Annotated in this window: 15 protein-coding genes; 8 read left to right on the plus strand and 7 right to left on the minus strand. The window is 67.8% G+C overall.

Annotated features, from left to right (window positions below; all coding sequences use genetic code 11):
• Nucleotide 1 precedes the first annotated feature (1 nt).
• On the plus strand, nt 2-1,213 hold the full coding sequence (locus L5G28_RS03315) for an acetyl-CoA C-acetyltransferase (RefSeq protein WP_237000545.1): 1,212 nt from the start codon (nt 2-4) through the stop codon (nt 1,211-1,213).
• Nucleotides 1,214-1,282: 69 nt separating this feature from the next.
• The gene (locus L5G28_RS03320) at nt 1,283-1,963 is read left to right on the plus strand and encodes a GntR family transcriptional regulator (protein WP_237000283.1); all 681 of its coding nucleotides are present in this window, start codon (nt 1,283-1,285) and stop codon (nt 1,961-1,963) included.
• 70 nt (nt 1,964-2,033) lie between these two features.
• Here the strand turns inward: L5G28_RS03320 and L5G28_RS03325 are convergent, their stop codons facing one another.
• Genes L5G28_RS03325 through L5G28_RS03345 form a run of 5 tightly spaced genes read right to left on the minus strand, consistent with a single transcriptional unit; the run spans nt 2,034 to nt 6,187 of the window.
• Entirely contained in the window at nt 2,034-2,489 is a 456-nt protein-coding gene (locus L5G28_RS03325) for a MaoC family dehydratase (RefSeq protein WP_236998148.1), read from the minus strand.
• Nucleotides 2,490-2,499: 10 nt separating this feature from the next.
• Complete coding sequence (locus L5G28_RS03330) at nt 2,500-3,390, minus strand: HTD2 family dehydratase (protein WP_237000284.1); 891 nt, start codon at nt 3,388-3,390, stop codon at nt 2,500-2,502.
• Nucleotides 3,391-3,392: 2 nt separating this feature from the next.
• Nucleotides 3,393-4,136, minus strand: a complete 744-nt coding sequence (gene fabG, locus L5G28_RS03335) for a 3-oxoacyl-ACP reductase FabG (protein WP_236998146.1) — start codon at nt 4,134-4,136, stop codon at nt 3,393-3,395.
• 54 nt (nt 4,137-4,190) lie between these two features.
• Nucleotides 4,191-5,018: an HpcH/HpaI aldolase/citrate lyase family protein gene (locus tag L5G28_RS03340; protein WP_237000285.1), complete on the minus strand. Its 828-nt coding sequence runs from the start codon at nt 5,016-5,018 to the stop codon at nt 4,191-4,193.
• Nucleotides 5,015-6,187 carry an acyl-CoA dehydrogenase family protein gene (locus L5G28_RS03345; protein WP_237000286.1) on the minus strand — a complete coding sequence of 391 codons (1,173 nt, stop codon included), beginning with the start codon at nt 6,185-6,187 and terminating at the stop codon, nt 5,015-5,017. Before L5G28_RS03345 ends, L5G28_RS03340 begins: the two co-directional genes overlap by 4 nt.
• A 132-nt stretch (nt 6,188-6,319) precedes the next feature.
• Between L5G28_RS03345 and L5G28_RS03350 the strand changes: the two genes are divergently transcribed.
• From L5G28_RS03350 to L5G28_RS03360, 3 genes are all read left to right on the plus strand, one after another.
• Complete coding sequence (locus L5G28_RS03350) at nt 6,320-7,507, plus strand: CaiB/BaiF CoA transferase family protein (RefSeq protein WP_237000287.1); 1,188 nt, start codon at nt 6,320-6,322, stop codon at nt 7,505-7,507.
• A 2-nt stretch (nt 7,508-7,509) separates the two neighbouring features.
• Nucleotides 7,510-8,727 carry a CoA transferase gene (locus tag L5G28_RS03355; protein WP_372477155.1) on the plus strand — a complete coding sequence of 406 codons (1,218 nt, stop codon included), beginning with the start codon at nt 7,510-7,512 and terminating at the stop codon, nt 8,725-8,727.
• 69 nt (nt 8,728-8,796) lie between these two features.
• Nucleotides 8,797-9,705: an MBL fold metallo-hydrolase gene (locus tag L5G28_RS03360; protein ID WP_237000289.1), complete on the plus strand. Its 909-nt coding sequence runs from the start codon at nt 8,797-8,799 to the stop codon at nt 9,703-9,705.
• Between the two features lie 26 nt (nt 9,706-9,731).
• Here L5G28_RS03360 and L5G28_RS03365 read toward each other — a convergent pair whose 3' ends face one another.
• A complete protein-coding gene (locus L5G28_RS03365; protein ID WP_237000290.1) occupies nt 9,732-11,339 on the minus strand; it encodes an FAD-dependent oxidoreductase in 1,608 nt (535 codons plus the stop codon).
• Between the two features lie 113 nt (nt 11,340-11,452).
• Here L5G28_RS03365 and L5G28_RS03370 point away from each other — a divergent pair, with 113 nt between their 5' ends.
• The 3 genes from L5G28_RS03370 (at nt 11,453) to L5G28_RS03380 (ending at nt 14,446) form a co-directional block, all read left to right on the plus strand.
• Entirely contained in the window at nt 11,453-12,049 is a 597-nt protein-coding gene (locus L5G28_RS03370; RefSeq protein ID WP_237000291.1) for a helix-turn-helix domain-containing protein, read from the plus strand.
• Between the two features lie 89 nt (nt 12,050-12,138).
• Entirely contained in the window at nt 12,139-13,509 is a 1,371-nt protein-coding gene (locus tag L5G28_RS03375) for an NADP-dependent succinic semialdehyde dehydrogenase (protein WP_237000292.1), read from the plus strand.
• Nucleotides 13,510-13,555: 46 nt separating this feature from the next.
• Entirely contained in the window at nt 13,556-14,446 is an 891-nt protein-coding gene (locus L5G28_RS03380) for an oxidoreductase (RefSeq protein ID WP_236998139.1), read from the plus strand.
• Here L5G28_RS03380 and L5G28_RS03385 read toward each other — a convergent pair.
• Nucleotides 14,443-16,386, minus strand: coding sequence for an SDR family oxidoreductase (locus L5G28_RS03385; protein ID WP_237000293.1), 1,944 nt, complete (start codon nt 16,384-16,386; stop codon nt 14,443-14,445). The genes L5G28_RS03380 and L5G28_RS03385 overlap by 4 nt on opposite strands.
• Nucleotides 16,387-16,443: the final 57 nt, after the last annotated feature.

Here is a 16,443-nt window from a genome sequence, read left to right on the forward strand (position 1 = left end):
GTTGAAGCGCGCGGCGGTCGTCGCACCCCTGCGCACCCCGGTCGGCACGTTCGGCGGCTCGCTGCGTGACGTGCCCGTGGAAGATCTCGGCGCAGGCGTCGTGACCTCGGTCATCGAGCGTTCCGGCGTCGACCCCGAACGCATCGACGACGTGGTGTTCGCCCAGTCGTACGCCAACTCCGAGGTGCCGTGCGTCGGCCGTTGGCTCGCACTGCACGCCGGACTGCCGATCTCGGTGCCGGGCATGCAGCTCGACCGCCGCTGCGGCGGTGGCCTCCAGTCGCTGATCACCTCGGCGATGATGGTCCAGACCGGCGGTGCCGACGTGGTATTGGCCGGCGGGATCGAGTCGATGAGCCGCATCGAGTACTACTCGACCACCAACCGGTGGGGCAGTCGTGCGGGGAACTCGGTGCTGTACGACCGGCTTGACCGCGGCCGTGAACGGTCGCAGCCGGTCCACCGGTTCGGGGAGATCTCTGGGATGATCGAGACCGCCGAGAACCTCGCCGCCGACTTCGGTCTCACCCGCGAGGCCGCGGACGCCTATGCGGCGCGCAGCCATCAGCGCGCGGCACAAGCATGGACCGAAGGCCGATTCGACGCCGAAGTGGTGCCCGTGTCGGTGCCGCAACGCAAGGGCGATCCGATCGAGTTCACTCGCGACGAGGGCGTCCGACCGGAGTCGAGTGTCGAGACCCTCGCCAAGCTGCGGACGCTCACTCCGGGCGGCACAGTGACCGCGGGCAACGCCAGCCAGCAGAACGACGCCGCCGCAGGCTGCCTGATCGTCGCCGAAGACAAGCTCGACGAGCTCGGTCTGGAGCCGATCGGCTTCCTCACCGGCTGGGCGGCGGCGGGCTGCGCGCCCGACCGGATGGGATTCGGACCGGTCCCCGCGGTCGAGAAGCTCGCCGCACGCGCAGGCACGAGCGTGCCCGAACTGCTCGACCGGTGCGACCTCGTCGAACTGAACGAGGCGTTCGCAGTCCAGGTGCTCGCCGTGCTCGAAGGGTGGGGCTGGCACGATCACGACAAGCTCAACGTCAACGGCTCCGGAATCTCCCTGGGGCATCCGATCGGCGCCACCGGTGTCCGCATGGTGACCACCCTGATGCACGAGCTGACCCGTCGCGGCGGGGGTTCGGGGCTGGTGACCATGTGCATCGGCGGCGGGCAGGGCCTGGCTGCAACGTTCGAGACCGCGTCGTAGACCAGCCGGCCGGCGGAAGACGCCCAATCAATGGCGAGTGAGTTGTGACGAGCGAATAGGAGCGTGCGGATGGCGGCGATCGAGCAGGGCGGTCCGGGAGGCCGTCGCCAACAACTGTCCGAGCACGTCGCGGCGTACGTCCGTGAGTCGATACTGACCGGACAGGCCAGGCCGGGAACGTTCCTTCGCACGGAGGCGCTCGTCGAAGCGGTCGGCGTGAGCAACACGCCGGTTCGGGAGGGACTGCTGATCGTCGCAGGCGAAGGGTTCGTCGAACTGGTGCCACGTCGGGGCTACCGGGTTGCCGAGGTGAGCCGCCGCGACATCCGGGACATGTTCTTGATGCAGGCATCGATCGCGAGTGAACTCGCCCGGCGAGCCGCAGCGTCGATCACCGACGAACGCCTCGCCGAGCTGACCGACCTGGTAGCCGAGCACCGGCGCGCGGACCAGGCCGGAGACGATGAGGCCACAGTGCGTCTGGGCCATCAGTTCCATCGAGCGGTGAACCTCGCGGCGGAGTCGCCACGGATGACGTTGGTGCTCGGCGGTCTCGTGAAGCAGCTGCCGAACCGCTTCTACAACGACATCGAGGGACACAACCACGACACCGAGGTGGCCCACCCGAAGATCCTCGATGCGTTGCGAGCCCGGGACGGCGAGGTAGCAGCATCGGTGATGCACGCGCACATCATGGACGGTGCGGACGAACTGGTTCCGTTCCTCGAATCCCAGGGGATGTGGGGTTGATTCACCGATCGCGTTGCACAACGGTCGTCTGGCGACCGTTGTGCAACGCGATCTGTCTATGACTGGCGAGTCAGTCGGTGATGACGACGAGGGTCTCCGCGATGCAGGAAGGCTTGGCCGCGCCGTCGACGGTGACGGTGTAGCGGGCGGTCACGGTCGCACTGCCAGGCTTCTCGGCGATGTCGACGATGGTGACGGTCGCGGTGAGCGACGAGCCGACGGGAACCGGCGCGGGGAAGCGAACCTTGTTGGCGCCGTAGTTGATTCGGGCGCTGCCGAAGTCGAACGAGACGAGGTCGGAGCCGAACGACGGAAGCAGGGACAACGTCAGATATCCGTGGGCGATCGTCGTCCCGTACGGGCCGGAGGCGGCACGCTCGGGGTCGACGTGGATCCACTGGTGATCCCCGGTGGCGTCTGCGAACTGATTGATGCGTTCCTGCTCGACGACGATCGGAGCGCTCGGTCCGATCTCGGTGCCGAGCGCGGCCCGGACATCGTCGAGAGTGGCGAAGACATGTGACATTACGATCCGTTCAGTCGGCGAACTGCAGGTCGATGCTGGTGTGCGGTCCCGCGTCGAGACCGCGCGGACCGATGAGAGAGACGGTGCGGCCGCCATCGGAGTCCTCGGAGCGAAGCCACGCGTCCTGCCCGCAGAACAGCGGGGCCGAATTGCGGTGAGACAGAGACGAGATCGCTCGGGAATCACCGGAGAGCCGGTGCGTCTCGGCGAGCGCCAACGACATCAGCGGGCCGTGCACGACGAGGCCCGGATAACCCTCGACTCCGGTGGCGTACGGCCAGTCGTAGTGGATCCGGTGGGTGTTCGCGGTGGCCGCCGAGAAACGCATCAGCAGTGTCGGGTCGGTCCGCAGGTCCCAGCCGCCGTCGTCGCGGGCGACAAACGGGGCGCCGCTCGGGACGAACGCCGACGCGGCATCCGGAGACGGCCGATCACGCGCGTCCGACGGTGCCGCTGAGTCCCGATAGATCAGGTTCTGATGTTCGATCACGGCGGGCTCGCCGTCGGAGCCGTGCAGTGTGGTGGCGACGGTGACGAGGACGAGTTTGCCGCTGCGGCCGTCCTTCTCCGTCACCGACTCCACCCGCGATTCGCGCCGTGTCGTGTCACCGACGTGCAGCGGTGCGCGGAACTCGACGCTGCCACCGGCGAACATGCGCCGCGGAAGTTCGATCGGCGGTAGGAACGAGCCGCGGAACGGATGCCCGTCGACGCTCAGCTGGGACGATTCCGCCCACCGCGGCAGCGCCACCCAGTGCCACAGCGGTGGCAGCTCGTCGCCCGGCAGCGGAGTGGGCAGACCGTCGTCGAAGATGCTCGCCAACGCGGCGACCGGCGTCGGGTCGATGAGCTCGTCCGTGACGACCGTGTGCGGCTCCCAGACTGTAGAAGTGTCGACCATGGCTACATGTACCGCCCGCCGGTCACTTCGAGGACCGTTCCGGTCATGTAGGACGAGAGGTCCGAGGCGAGGAACGTCGCGACGTTCGCGATCTCGCTCGGCTCGCCCGCGCGGCCCATGGGGATCTCGGCCATCTTCTGATCCCAGATGCGCTCGGGCATCGCTTCGGTCATCGCGGTGCGGATGAGGCCGGGCTGGATGCAGTTGACGCGGACACCGAGGTACCCGACCTCTTTGGCGGCGGCCTTCGACAAGCCGACGATGCCAGCCTTGGCGGCCGAGTAGTTGGTCTGGCCGGCCAGACCGACCTTGCCCGAGATAGACGACAGGTTGATGATCGAGCCGGTCTTACGTTCGCGCATGTGTGCGGCGGCGGCCCGCGTGCCGTGCCAGACACCTTTGAGGTGGACGTCGATGACCTGGTCGAATTGGTCTTCGGTCATCTTGCGCATGGTCGCGTCCCGGGTGATCCCGGCGTTGTTCACCATCACGTCGACGACGCCGAACGCGTCGACGGCAGCGTCGATGAGCGCCTGGACGTCGGCTGCCGAGGTGACGTCGCACGCGACGCCTCGGGCGACGGACGTGTCGCCGAGGCCCGCGGCGGCGGTCGCGGCCTGGTCGGCGTTGATATCGCCGATGACGACGCGAGCACCGTCGGCGACGAACTTCTCAGCGATCGCCAGGCCGATGCCCTGGGCCGCGCCGGTGATGACGGCGACCTTGCCGTCGAGGAGTGCAGACATGGGGTGTCCTTTCGTGGAGGGGACGAGCGTGGAGGGGGTCTAGAAGGGGGTAGGTCAGCGGCGCGCGAGGATCGCGCGGGCGCGGTCGACGACGGGTTTGTCGACCATCTCGCCGTCCACCTGGGCGACAGCGGGGGACGAACCAGCGGGGGACGAACCAGCAGGGGAATCGAACGCGTCGACGATGCGTTGCGCCCAGGCGAGCTGGTCGTCGCTCGGCGCGAACGACGAGGCGACCGGGGCGAGCTGACGCGGGTGGATGCACAGCTTTCCGGTGAAGCCGAGGCGCCGCGCATAGGTGGTGTCGGCGGCCAGCCGGTCGGGATCGTCGATTGCCGCCGTGACACCGTCAATGGGCCCGGCCAGGCGCGCGGCGGCCGACGCCAAGACGAGTGCGCCGCGGGTCGGGAGGAGGGCTTCGGTGTCGAGCGGGTCGATGCCGAGCTGTGCGGCGAGGTCGAAGGTCCCGACGCCCAGACGGACGACGTTCGGCGCGGCCGCGAGAGCCGCGGCGTCCAACACGCCGCGGGCCGATTCGATGAGCGCGATCACCGCGGTGTCGATGCCGAGGACATCGCTGATCATCGCGAGATCGGCAAGGTTCTCGGCTTCGGGCAGCATGACGGCGGCACCGGTGCCGACGAGCGACCTCAGGTCGTCGTGGAACCATTCGGTGCGGGCGCCGTTGACCCGGACGGCGCACGCGTTTCGGGCAGCCCATTCGGCGATGTTGCGTCGGGCAGCAGGTTTGTCGTCGGCGCCGACCGCGTCCTCGAGATCCAGGACGACGAGGTCCGCGCCCGCTTCGGCGGCCTTGTCGAACCGGTCGGGGCGGTCGCCGGGCACGAACAGGAGCGTGGACGGGGTAGCCGCCGCCGTCACTTGGCCGCCTCCTTCTTCGCCTGCTTCACGAGGCCGCCTCCGATAATGAGGCGCTGGATCTCGCTGGTGCCTTCGTAGAGGCGGAGGAGGCGGACGTCGCGGTAGATCCGTTCGACGGGCATCTCGCGCATGTAACCCGATCCGCCGTGGACCTGGACGGCTTTGTCGGCGACCTGCCCGACCATCTCGGTGCAAAACAGTTTCGCGGCCGACGGCGCGATGCGACGATCCTCCTCGGATACCCACTTCGCGGCGGCGTCACGCGCGAGTGCGCGGCCGGCCATGACGCCGGTCTGCATGTCGGCGATATGCGCTTGCACCAGTTGGAAGTCGCCGATCGGGGTGCCGCCCTGAGTGGCGACGGCGACGTGCCGCAGCGACTCGTCGAGTGCACGTTGAGCAGCGCCGACAGCGAGGCCGGAGATGTGGACGCGACCGCGGGCGAGTGACGTCATCGCGGCGCGGTACCCGGCGTCGACGTCGCCGCCGACGACTGCCGACGCGGGAACCCGCACTCCGGAGAAGGCGACGTTAGACGTCCATGCGCCCTGCTGGCCCATCTTCTCGTCGTGCGGTGCGACGGTGAGACCGGCCGTGTCGGCGGGAACGAGGAACACGGCGATGCCGGGACCGTTCGCATCGGCCGGACGGGTGCGCGCGAAGGCGACGAACAGGTCGGCGGACTCGGCGTTGGTGATGAAGCACTTCTCGCCGTCGAGGATCCAGTCGCCGTTGTCTTGCTCGACGGCCTTGGTCCGCAGGCCTGCGGGGTTCGATCCAGCGCCGGGCTCGGTGAGTGCGAACGATGCGACGACCTCGCCGGAGGCGATCTTCTCGAGCCACTGGGTCTTCTGCTCGTCGGTGCCGTAGTTCACCAGCACTTGACCTGCGATGCCGTTGTTGGTCCCGAACATCGAGCGGACGGCGAGAGATGTGTATCCGAGTTCCATCGCCAACTCGACGTCTTGGGCCAGGTCGAGGCCGAGGCCGCCCCACTCCTGAGGGATGGCGAATCCGAAGAGACCCATCTCCTTCGCCTGTTGGCGGAGATCGTCAGGCATCGCGTCGTTGTCGGCGATCTCGCGCTCGCGGGGGACCACCCGGGTGCGGATCCATTCGCGGACGGACTCGTTGATCGCGGTGAAGTCTTCGGGACTGACCTCTGACATCCGTGGCCTCCTCGGCTGTTGGGGCGACTGATGCGCCGTCTTCGCTTAATATATGATCTGGATCGAATGTATGCCACCGCCGCTTCGACATTCGACGGCGGGTGTTGGTCGACGACAAGAAGGGGCCGTGCCATGAGTGATGGGCCGTCACGTCGTGCACCACTTGAGGGCGTCACCGTTGTCTCGTTGGAGCAGGCGATCTCGGCTCCGCTGGCGACGCGTCACCTCGCCGATCTCGGCGCCCGCGTCATCAAGGTGGAGCGGCCGGACGGTGGGGACAGCACGCGGCACTACGACACTGCGGTCAACGGGGAGTTCAGCGCGCACTTCGTGTGGCTCAACCACGGCAAGGAGTCAGCCGCGCTGAACCTGAAGGACCCGGACGATCTGACTGTTCTGATCGGGTTGATCGGCCGGGCCGATGTGCTGATCAGCAACCTCGCGCCCGGAGCACTCGAGCGTCTCGGCCTCGGAATCGACGATCTCGCCGCAGCGCACGAACGGTTGATCGTCGTCGACGTGTCGGGCTATGGCAAGGGCGGTCCCCTCGACGACAAACGTGCGTACGATCTGCTCGTCCAGTCGGAGGGCGGAGCCTGTTCCATCACCGGCGAGGCCGGCGCGCCGGCCAAGGCGGGCATTCCGATCGCCGACGTCGGCACCGCGATGTACGTCTACTCGACGGTGCTGGCCGCGTTGTACGACCGGGAGCGAACCGGGCGCGGCGCTGTCATCGAGATCGCGATGCTCGACGTGGTCGCCGAGTACATGGGCTTCGCGCTCAACCAGGTGATCCACACCGGGACCGCGCCGACTCCGGTCGGCATGGGGTCACCGATGATCGCGCCCTACGGGGCATACCCGACGGCCGACGGCCAGACCGCCGTTCTCGGGACCACGAGCGATTCCGAGTGGCGGCGACTCACCACGATGATCGACCGACCTGACCTGGCCGCCGATGAACGTTATTCCCGGAACAGCCTGCGCGTGGAGCATCGCGCGGAGGTCGACGCGGTCGTCGGGCACTGGTGTGCAGCCCACACGTTGGCGCAGATCCAGGCCGCGGCGGACGCGAACGGGATCGGCAATGCGCGGTACAACACCGTCGACGATCTCGTGAAACACCCACAGCTGGCCGCGCGTGACCGGTGGCGCGAGGTCGGCACCCCGACGGGCGATGTTCCCGCGCTGCGTCCACCCGCGGTCGCACGATCCTGGCCGATCCGGTCGGGATCTGTGCCGGGGCTGGGTGAGCACACCGATGCCATTCGTGCAGAGCTCTCCTCTGCCGCAACACAATCTGAGATATCAGGGAGTTGACTGTGTCCGATCCGATCGCGCAACCACTCGATGGCGTTCGCATCGTCGAGTTCGCGAGCTTCGTCGCTGGACCGAGTGCCGGGATGGCGCTCGCGCAGCTCGGCGCCGACGTCATTCGCGTCGATCCGCTGGGCGGCAACGCCGACTACCGGCGGTGGCCGCTGTCGGACCGCACCGGCGAGAGTCTGTATTGGAACTCCCTCAACCGGGGCAAGCGATCAGTGGCGGTGGACGTGCGCAGTGACGCGGGCCGTGAGCTACTGCTGAACCTCGCGACCGCTCCAGGGGCTGATGCGGGCATCGTCGTCGACAACGCCGTCGGACGCTCGTGGTTCTCGTACGAGACTCTCCGCGCCAGGCGCGAGGACGTGATCGCCGTCCGCGTGCAGGGTCGCGCTGACGGCGGGCCCGCCGTCGACTACACCGTCAACGGGGCGGCCGGCGTCGCCGACCTCACCGGGCCCGTGTACACCGACGCGCCGGTGAACCACGTGCTCCCGGCCTGGGATCTGCTGTGCGGCCAGCAGGTGGTTTCGTCGGTGCTCGCCGCGTTGCGGCGGCGTGATCGGACCGGTCACGGCGCGCTCGTCGAGATCGCGCTGGCCGACGTCGCGATGGCCGCCGTCGCCAACATGGGCTGGTTCTCCGAAGCCGCGGAGCGCGGCGACCGCGTCCGCCACGGCAACCACGTGTACGGGGGTTTCGGCGTCGACTTCGCGACCGCCGACGGCGACCGCGTGATGATCGTGGCATTGACGCCGCGCCAGTGGAAGGCGATCGGCGAGGCGACTGGGACCGCCGAGGTGTTCGCGGCGCTGTCGGCGTCGCTGCACGCGGACTTCTTCACCGACGAAGGGCGGTACGAACATCGCGGCGTCATCGAGGCGGTGCTGACGCCGTGGTTCGCGAAGAACTCCACGTCGCACGTTCACGCCGCCCTCCAGAACGCTGGCGTGCTGTGGGGGCCGTACCGTTCGGCGGCCGGGGTGGCCGCGGACTTCGCCGCAGATCCGGCGTCCGAGCCGGTCCTGGAGTCGCTCGTGCAGCCGGGGGTCGGTGAGGTCATCTCTGCGAACTCCGCGGCTCGCTTTGATTCGCAGTACTCGGGCAGTGTGCCCGCGGCGCCGCTGGGACACGACACTGACGCCGTCCTGTCCGAGGTGCTCGGGCTCGACGCCGGCGAGCTGGGGCGGCTTCGCGACGACGGTGTGATCGGCTGACGGCTTGACGGGCGGGGGCGTATCCACAGCGGCGGGTGCCAGGGTCGGGTGCCCCTTACGATCTACCCCATGCGCATCCGCCCCGGCAGGCCCCGCCTCGACGACTACGGTCGCTACTTCGACCTGCCCGCGGCGCCTGCCGACGCACCGCTGACCATCACGTGGGCCGGTGTCACGACGCTGCTCATCACCGACGGGGCCTCGTCGATCATGACCGACGGATTCTTCACGCGGCCGTCACTGCTGTCGGTCGGGGTGCGCAGACTTCGCTCGTCGCCGCCGCGGATCGACGATGCACTGACCAGGCTCGGCGTCGAGCGCCTCGACGCGGTGATCCCCGTGCACACACACTTCGATCACGCGCTCGACTCGGCGACCGTGGCCCGGCGGACCGGCGCGGACCTGATCGGCGGAGCATCCGTCGCCCACGTCGGGCACGGGCTGCCCGACGGCCGGGTCCGCGTCGTCGACGCCGGTTCGACGGTCTCGGCCGGCGCGTTCGACGTCACGCTCATCCGCGGTGACCACTGCCCGCCCGACCGCTATCCGGGTGACATCACCGCGCCGGTCGTCCAACCCGTGCGCGCCTCGGCCTACCGCTGCGGCGAGGCGTGGTCGACGGTCGTGGTGCACCGAGCATCCGACCGTCGCCTTCTGATCGTCGGGAGCGCGGGATACGCGGAGGGCGCGCTCGCCGGGCAGACGGCCGATGTGGTCTACCTCGGGATCGGGCAGCTCGGTGTGCAGTCGCCGGAGTACATCGAGACGTTCTGGCACGAGACGGTCCGGACGGTCGGCGCACATCGAGTCGTCTGCACCCACTGGGACGACTTCTTCCGTCCGCTCGACCGGCCGCTGCGCGCGCTGCCGTACGCGGGCGACGACCTCGACGTCACGATGACGACGCTCGCTCGCCTCGCCCAAGCCGACGGAGTGGCACTGCATCTACCGACATTGTGGCGGCCGGTCGCGCTCTGACGCCGGCGTAGCGCCGAAGGTCGAGGTCAGCGACGACGGAAGGCCCTGACGACGACGTCGTGAATGGTGGTCTCGTGGCACTCGGGGCCGGACACCGTTCGGCGGGACTCCTCGGCGGTCACGATCTCCCACTGGACGGGGTCGAGGCGCGCAATGACGGTGGCCGCGGTCGCTGAGGCCGAGACGGGCGGGCCGTCGGACTCGTGTCGGTGCCTGTCGGTGGCGGCGTCGTGGTGGAGGTGACCGACGATCAAGAGGGTTCCTGCGGGGGCCACCCACGATGCGAGGCGGTCGTAGAACTCCAGCTGCGGGATCGCTGGATGCGCATAGTGTGTGGTGACCAGGTCGTAGCGTTGGTCGGGGGCCCAGGTGGACAGGTCCGCCTGGACCCACTCCACGCGCTCGGCGACTCCAGCGTCTCCGGCGCGCTCAGCGGCGCGGTCAAGCGCTGCGGCGGCGATGTCCGCACCGGTGACCTGCCAGCCACGCTCAGCGAGCCAGATCGCCTCGGCGCCGGCGCCGCAGCCCGCCTCGAGTGCCGTCCCAGGTGTCAGACCGCCGACCTCGCGGACGAGATGCGGGTTGGGTTGACCGGAACCCATGGCTGCGGCGCGGTCGCCTTGCCAGATCCGATCCCAATAGTCGTTGTCGAAGGCGTGCTTCGAGTCGGAGCTTCCGACGCTGCCAGTTTCGGTGGCCGCTGCGCTCACGGCATCGTCGAGGTCCCTCATGATGAGGTCCGTGTTGATGTGCTGAGCTGCTAACGCACCGGCGGCCGCCGCGGCCCCGACCTGGGCTCCGATGTCGGACGAGTTGCCCGCAGCCCATACTCCCGGCACCGAGGTGGCGCCGAACTGGTCGGTCTCGATGAACGCGCCTGCGGGATTGGACGCTGGCTCTATGCCGAGGCCGGCAACGAGTTCGGCGCGGGCGACCATCTGTGTCGAGACCACCACAGCGTCCACCGGGACGACCGTCTCGTCGTGGAGCCGTACCCCGGTGAGGCGATCGTCGACGGTCTCCAGGCGGAGGATCGTACCGTCGACGACGTCGATGCCGAGGGCGTCCAGCTTGACGCGGTCCTCGGGGTCGAGCTGCCGGGTATGGGCGAAGTACACGACGTCGGCACTCCACTGGCGGAACAGGACGGCTTTGTGCACCGCCATCGCATCGGTGCCCAGCACGCCGATCCTGCGATCGCGGACCTCCCAGCCGTGGCAGTACGGACAGTGCAGCACGCCGCGTCCCCACTGGTCGCGGACGCCGGGGATGTCGGGGAGCTGATCGACCAGCCCGGTGGCGATCAGCAGGCGTCGGGCCAGTAGGGCGGACTCGTCGCGAAGTACCACCCGGAACCCGTACGACGCGCACGAGACCTCGACGACCTCGCCCGCGATGATCTCGCCGCCGTAGCCGGTGAATTCGTCGCGGCCGCGAGCCAGAAGTTCGATCGGACTCACACCGTCCAGCGCCAGTAGCCCGTGCACACCGTCCGCGGGCGCGTTCCTCGGCGCTCCGGCGTCGACGACCGTCACCGTCCGCCGCGCACGTGCCAGCGTCAGCGCGGCGCTCAGGCCGGCCGCGCCGCCACCGATGACCACCACGTCGCGTAGTAGATCTGTGTGGTTACCCATGTTGACTCCTCGGGTTCGTCTCGCCTGGTGCGAGGTCTGATAACGCCTATTGATGAGAATGACTTCCAACAGTCGAAGTTGCAATCAATGTTGCCAAATGGAAATGTCGAGGCATGAGCGAATCTCTGGACCGCACACTCAACGCCGTGGGGCCGCGACTCAAGCACCTGCGATTGAGGCGCGACATCACGTTGAGCGACCTCGCGGAGGAGTCCGGCATCTCCACCAGCACCCTGTCCAGGCTCGAGGCCGGTCTCCGACGACCTACCTTGGAACAGTTGCTGCCATTGGCGCGCGTGTATGGCGTCACTCTCGACGAGCTCGTCGACGCACCGCCGACCGGCGACCCGCGGGTCAACCTGCGCCCGATCCCCACCAACGACGGCCGAACGATTCTGCCCCTGAGTCGCAGGCCCGGGGGGATCCAGGCCTACAAGTTCATCCTCCCGGTGGGGCGTGACGACGCCGAGCCCGACCTACGCGCCCACGAAGGCTACGACTGGGCTTTCGTGCTCAACGGCAGACTCCGGCTCGTTCTCGGCGAGCACGATCTGATTCTTGAACCCGGCGAGGCCGCAGAGTTCGACACCCGCACCCCACATTGGTTCGGAGCCACCAGCTCAGGACCGGTGGAGTTCCTCAGTCTGGTTGGCAAACAAGGAGAACGCGCGCATATCCGCACTGCACCCCGACTACACGGATCGGGTTAGGGATCTCGCCCGTGAGCCTCTGACATGTTCGAGCCCGAGTGGCAGACTCGAGGTGACCGAGACCGCACGCGAGTAAGAGGTGTTCCACAGTGATCGCAACCATCAATCCCGCGACCGGCGAGACCGTCAAGACGTTCGATCCCGCATCAGACGACGACATCGAGAAGGCACTCGCGCTCGGTGCCGAGACGGCGCGGACTTACCGGTCGACGACCTTCGCCCAGCGAGCCCAGTGGATGCGTGCCACCGCGGACCTGTTGGAGGCCGAAGCCGACGACGTCGCCGCGATGATGACCCTCGAGATGGGCAAGACCCTCGCCTCGGCGAAGGGCGAAGTCCTCAAGTGCGCGAAAGGGTTCCGGTACTACGCCGATAATGCCGAAGAGATGCTCGCCGACGAGCCCGCCGACTCCGCGGCGGTCCACGCGAGTCAGGCGTACGCGCGATACCAGCCGATCGGCGTGGTCCTGGCGATCATGCCGTGGAACTTCCCGCTCTGGCAGGCGGTTCGTTTCGCTGCGCCCGCGCTGATGGCGGGGAATGTCGGGCTGCTCAAGCATGCGTCGAACGTTCCTCAATCGGCGCTGTACCTCGCCGACGTGATTCGCCGCGGCGGTTTCCCCGAGGGCTGCTTCCAGACTCTCCTGATCGGTGCGGGCGCAGTCGAATCCGTGCTGCGCGACCCCCGTGTCGCCGCCGCCACCCTGACCGGCAGCGAGCCCGCCGGCCGGTCCGTCGCAGCCATCGCGGGCGACGAGGTGAAACACACGGTCCTCGAACTCGGGGGCAGCGACCCGTTCGTGGTGATGCCGTCGGCCGACCTCGACGCCGCCGTCTCGACCGCCGTCACCGCGCGCGTGCAGAACAACGGGCAGTCATGCATCGCCGCGAAACGATTCATCGTCCACACCGATGTGTATGACGAGTTCGCCGCGAAGTTCGTCGACGCCATGAAGGCGTTGACCGTCGGAGATCCGACCGACCCGGACACCGACGTCGGACCGCTCGCCACCGACCAGGGCCGTGCCGATGTCGAGGAACTGGTCGCCGACGCCGTCGAGCGCGGGGCCGAAACTCTGTGCGGCGGAACGCGGCTCGACGGACCCGGGTGGTACTACCCGCCGACGGTGATCGCCGGGATCACCCCCGAGATGCGGATGTACACCGAAGAGGTGTTCGGGCCGGTCGCCGGTCTGTACCGCGCCGCCGACGTCGACGAGGCCCTCGACATCGCGAACGCCACGGACTTCGGCCTCGGGTCCAACGCGTGGACCACCGACGCCGCCGAGGTCGACCGGTTCATCGCCGATCTCGACGCCGGCCAGGTGTTCATCAACGGGATGACCGTCTCCTACCCGGAACTCCCGTTCGGCGGCACCCGACGCTCGGGGACCGGCCGCGAACTGGCCGCACACGGAATCCGAGAGTTCTGCAACGTCAAGACCGTATGGATCGGGTGAACTCGAGGGGTGTCGCTCCGCGTCGACTAGTGGTACGAACAGTCACATGAGCAGCGACACGATGGCCTGGACCTCGAACGACCTTCCGCCCTTCACCGGCCGCACGGTGGTGGTGACCGGAGCTAACAGCGGACTGGGGCTCGTCGCGGCCAGTCAGTTCGCGCGAGTGGGTGCGAAAGTCGTTCTCGCTGTCCGTAATACATCCAAGGGTGAGGAGGCCGCCGCGTCGATCGACGGCGACACCGAGGTACGCAGGCTCGATCTCGCCGACCTGTCGTCGGTCCGTGCGTTTGCCGACGAATGGTCCGGTGACATCGCTGTCCTCGTCAACAACGCGGGCGTGATGAACGTGCCGGAGGGGCGCACCGTGGATGGCTTCGAGACGCAGATCGGCACCAACCACCTCGGCCACTTCGCGCTGACCAATCTGTTGCTGCCGCACATCACCGACCGGGTCGTCACGATGTCGTCGATGATGCATCGGTCCGGCCGCATCGATCTCGGCGACCTCAACTGGGAGCGGCGGAATTACAACAGGGTCGCCGCGTACGGGCAGTCGAAGCTCGCCAACCTGATGTTCTCGCTCGAATTGCAGCGTCGTCTCACCGCGACGGGGTCGACGGTCCGTTCACTTGCGGCACACCCCGGCTACGCGGCGACCAACCTGCAGACACGGACCGACAATGTGGTGCTCGACTGGGGCGGACGTCTCGGCAACAAGTTGATCGCACAATCCGCAGAGGCAGGCACGTGGCCGATGCTGTTCGCAGCGAGCCAGGATCTGCCCGGCGGCTCATACGCCGGACCGGACAAGCTCAACGAGACGCGCGGGCACCCCGCGCTCGCGGGTCGAACCGCCCGGGCGAGTGACCTGTCGATGTGCGCCGCGCTGTGGGATCTGTCGGAAGAGCTGACTGCAGTGTCGTTCCCGCATTAGCGCCGGAAGTCGTGCGTGGCGCTTGAACGCTCGCCCCGAGCCGCCCGCGAATCAGCCCCCATCAGGTACGTCGCGGTCATGGCCCTGCCGGTGGTCTTCGGGAAAGCGTGCCGGGCGAACCCGATGAGATTCCCCTGGGCCGTGTTGACGGTCGCCGGGCGATCGGTGATCGCGTGAAGCACGCGGGCGGCCGACTTCTCGGTGCTCCACACGCCGGGCAGTCGCTTGTAGGAGTTCGTCGGCGCGATCATTGGCGTCTTCGTCAGTGGTAGCCGGACATTGCTGAACGTGATGTGCGAGGACCGGGTCTCGACGGCGACGACATCGCTGAACGCTTCGATCGCACTCTTGGACGCCGTGTACGCGCTGAACCGGGGGCCGTGGGCCTGCACCGCGACGGAGGTGACGTTCACGATGTGGCCGGCCTGCCTGCGCCGCATGTGCGGCAGGAGTGCGAGCGTCAGGTTCACGGTGCCGAAATAGTTGACGTCCATCAGGCGGCGGTAGTCATGAGCCCGGTCCACCGAGTTGAACGCCTCCCGGCGGATCGAATGCCCGGCGTTGTTGACCAGGACGTCCACATGGCCCTGCTCGGCGACGATCCGTGCGACCAGTTCCCGGCACGCCTTCTCGTCGGCGACGTCGCACGGATAGGCGCGGACCTCGCCTCGGGTGATACCGGGCTTGGGCGCGACGGCCAGCAGCTCGGTCACGGTGCTCGTCAGGTGAGCTGGGTCCCGTGCCGAGATCGACACGTTAGCTCCGCGCGCGACGCACATGGCCGCGGTGGCCTTGCCGATCCCGCTGGAGCCGCCTGTGATCAGAATGTTGCGGCCGACGAGAGGTCCGTCGGCCGACGGCTGCCGATTAGCTCGTGTGTCGAGGCGATCTCGCCAGTAGCTCCAGATCATTGGCGCGTAGTCGGGGAACGCCGGAAGCGTGACCCCCAGGTCGGCGAGTGTCCGCGATGTGGCATCAGCGCGGAAGTCGGCGGAGAACGACACCGCGTCGAGTACAGCTGGGGGAATGTTGCGTCCGCGTGCGACGGCGTCGCGCGCAGTTCGGAGTCGCCCCTTCCGCGATCGGAGCACGAGAGGCTGCACCAGGCCGTTCGGGAGGGCGTTGAAGGCTCGCGGGCCGCCGAAGCTGGGGCTCAGCGCGTTGTACATGTCGGTGATCGACGGCGGGTTCGGATCGCTCAGGTGGTACACCGCGTGCTGCTTGTCCGGGTCGGCCGGAAGCAGGGCGCAGATCGAGTCGGCGACGAAGTCGACCGGGACAATGTTGGTCTTCCCGAGATTCGGGAACGGCACCGGCAGCCAGGATGGCAACACGCTGAGCAGGGTGAGGCTTTCGAAGAAGTAGTACGGACCGTCGACCTTGTCGATGCGCCCGGAGGTCGCGTCGCCGACGACGATCGCGGGGCGATAGATTCGCCACGTCAGATCGGTGCGTTCGCGGACCGTCATCTCCGCTTCGAACTTCGTCTGGTGATACGGCGTCGGCAGCGGCTGCCCTAGGTCGAAGTCAGTTTCGGTGTACCGGCCGCGATGGTCGCCGGAGACGGCGATCGACGAGACATGGTGCATGGTCGCACCGGCCGTGTGCGCGAGTTCGACGACGTTTCGCGTGCCCTCGATGTTGACGCGGTGCTGTGCCGCGGCGCTCGCGTCCATGTCGTAGATGGCGGCCAGATGCAACACGTGGTCGAGCTGTTGCGGGAGCGCCGTCGGATCGAGTCCCAGACCCGGTTCGGCGATGTCTCCGTTCACCGTGAAGACGCGGTCGCCGCCGTCGACTCGGCTCAAGAAGGACGCAAAGTCGTGAGTCGAGCGTTGGCGGATCAACGCGAATACGGTGTACTCCCCCGACTGCGCGAGCCGCTCCAGAACACGCCGACCGATGAACCCGTTACCGCCTGTGATGAGAATTGTCTGCATGGCTGCTCCTCGTTTGCCGGTTCTACCAGGTCAAACAACCTTACTTTTGAGTAAGGT

The organism is Gordonia liuliyuniae (assembly GCF_021739025.1).
GTDB lineage: Bacteria > Actinomycetota > Actinomycetes > Mycobacteriales > Mycobacteriaceae > Gordonia > Gordonia liuliyuniae.

Excerpts from the sequence above, each read along its gene's own strand:
- L5G28_RS03320 (WP_237000283.1), top strand. The coding sequence starts at position 1,283 with ATGGCGGCGATCGAGCAGGGCGGTCCGGGAGGCCGTCGCCAACAACTG.
- L5G28_RS03325 (WP_236998148.1), bottom strand. The coding sequence starts at position 2,489 with ATGTCACATGTCTTCGCCACTCTCGACGATGTCCGGGCCGCGCTCGGC.
- L5G28_RS03330 (WP_237000284.1), bottom strand. The coding sequence starts at position 3,390 with ATGGTCGACACTTCTACAGTCTGGGAGCCGCACACGGTCGTCACGGAC.
- fabG (WP_236998146.1), bottom strand. The coding sequence starts at position 4,136 with ATGTCTGCACTCCTCGACGGCAAGGTCGCCGTCATCACCGGCGCGGCC.
- L5G28_RS03345 (WP_237000286.1), bottom strand. The coding sequence starts at position 6,187 with ATGTCAGAGGTCAGTCCCGAAGACTTCACCGCGATCAACGAGTCCGTC.
- L5G28_RS03350 (WP_237000287.1), top strand. The coding sequence starts at position 6,320 with ATGAGTGATGGGCCGTCACGTCGTGCACCACTTGAGGGCGTCACCGTT.
- L5G28_RS03360 (WP_237000289.1), top strand. The coding sequence starts at position 8,797 with ATGCGCATCCGCCCCGGCAGGCCCCGCCTCGACGACTACGGTCGCTAC.
- L5G28_RS03365 (WP_237000290.1), bottom strand. The coding sequence starts at position 11,339 with ATGGGTAACCACACAGATCTACTACGCGACGTGGTGGTCATCGGTGGC.
- L5G28_RS03370 (WP_237000291.1), top strand. The coding sequence starts at position 11,453 with ATGAGCGAATCTCTGGACCGCACACTCAACGCCGTGGGGCCGCGACTC.
- L5G28_RS03380 (WP_236998139.1), top strand. The coding sequence starts at position 13,556 with ATGAGCAGCGACACGATGGCCTGGACCTCGAACGACCTTCCGCCCTTC.
- L5G28_RS03385 (WP_237000293.1), bottom strand. The coding sequence starts at position 16,386 with ATGCAGACAATTCTCATCACAGGCGGTAACGGGTTCATCGGTCGGCGT.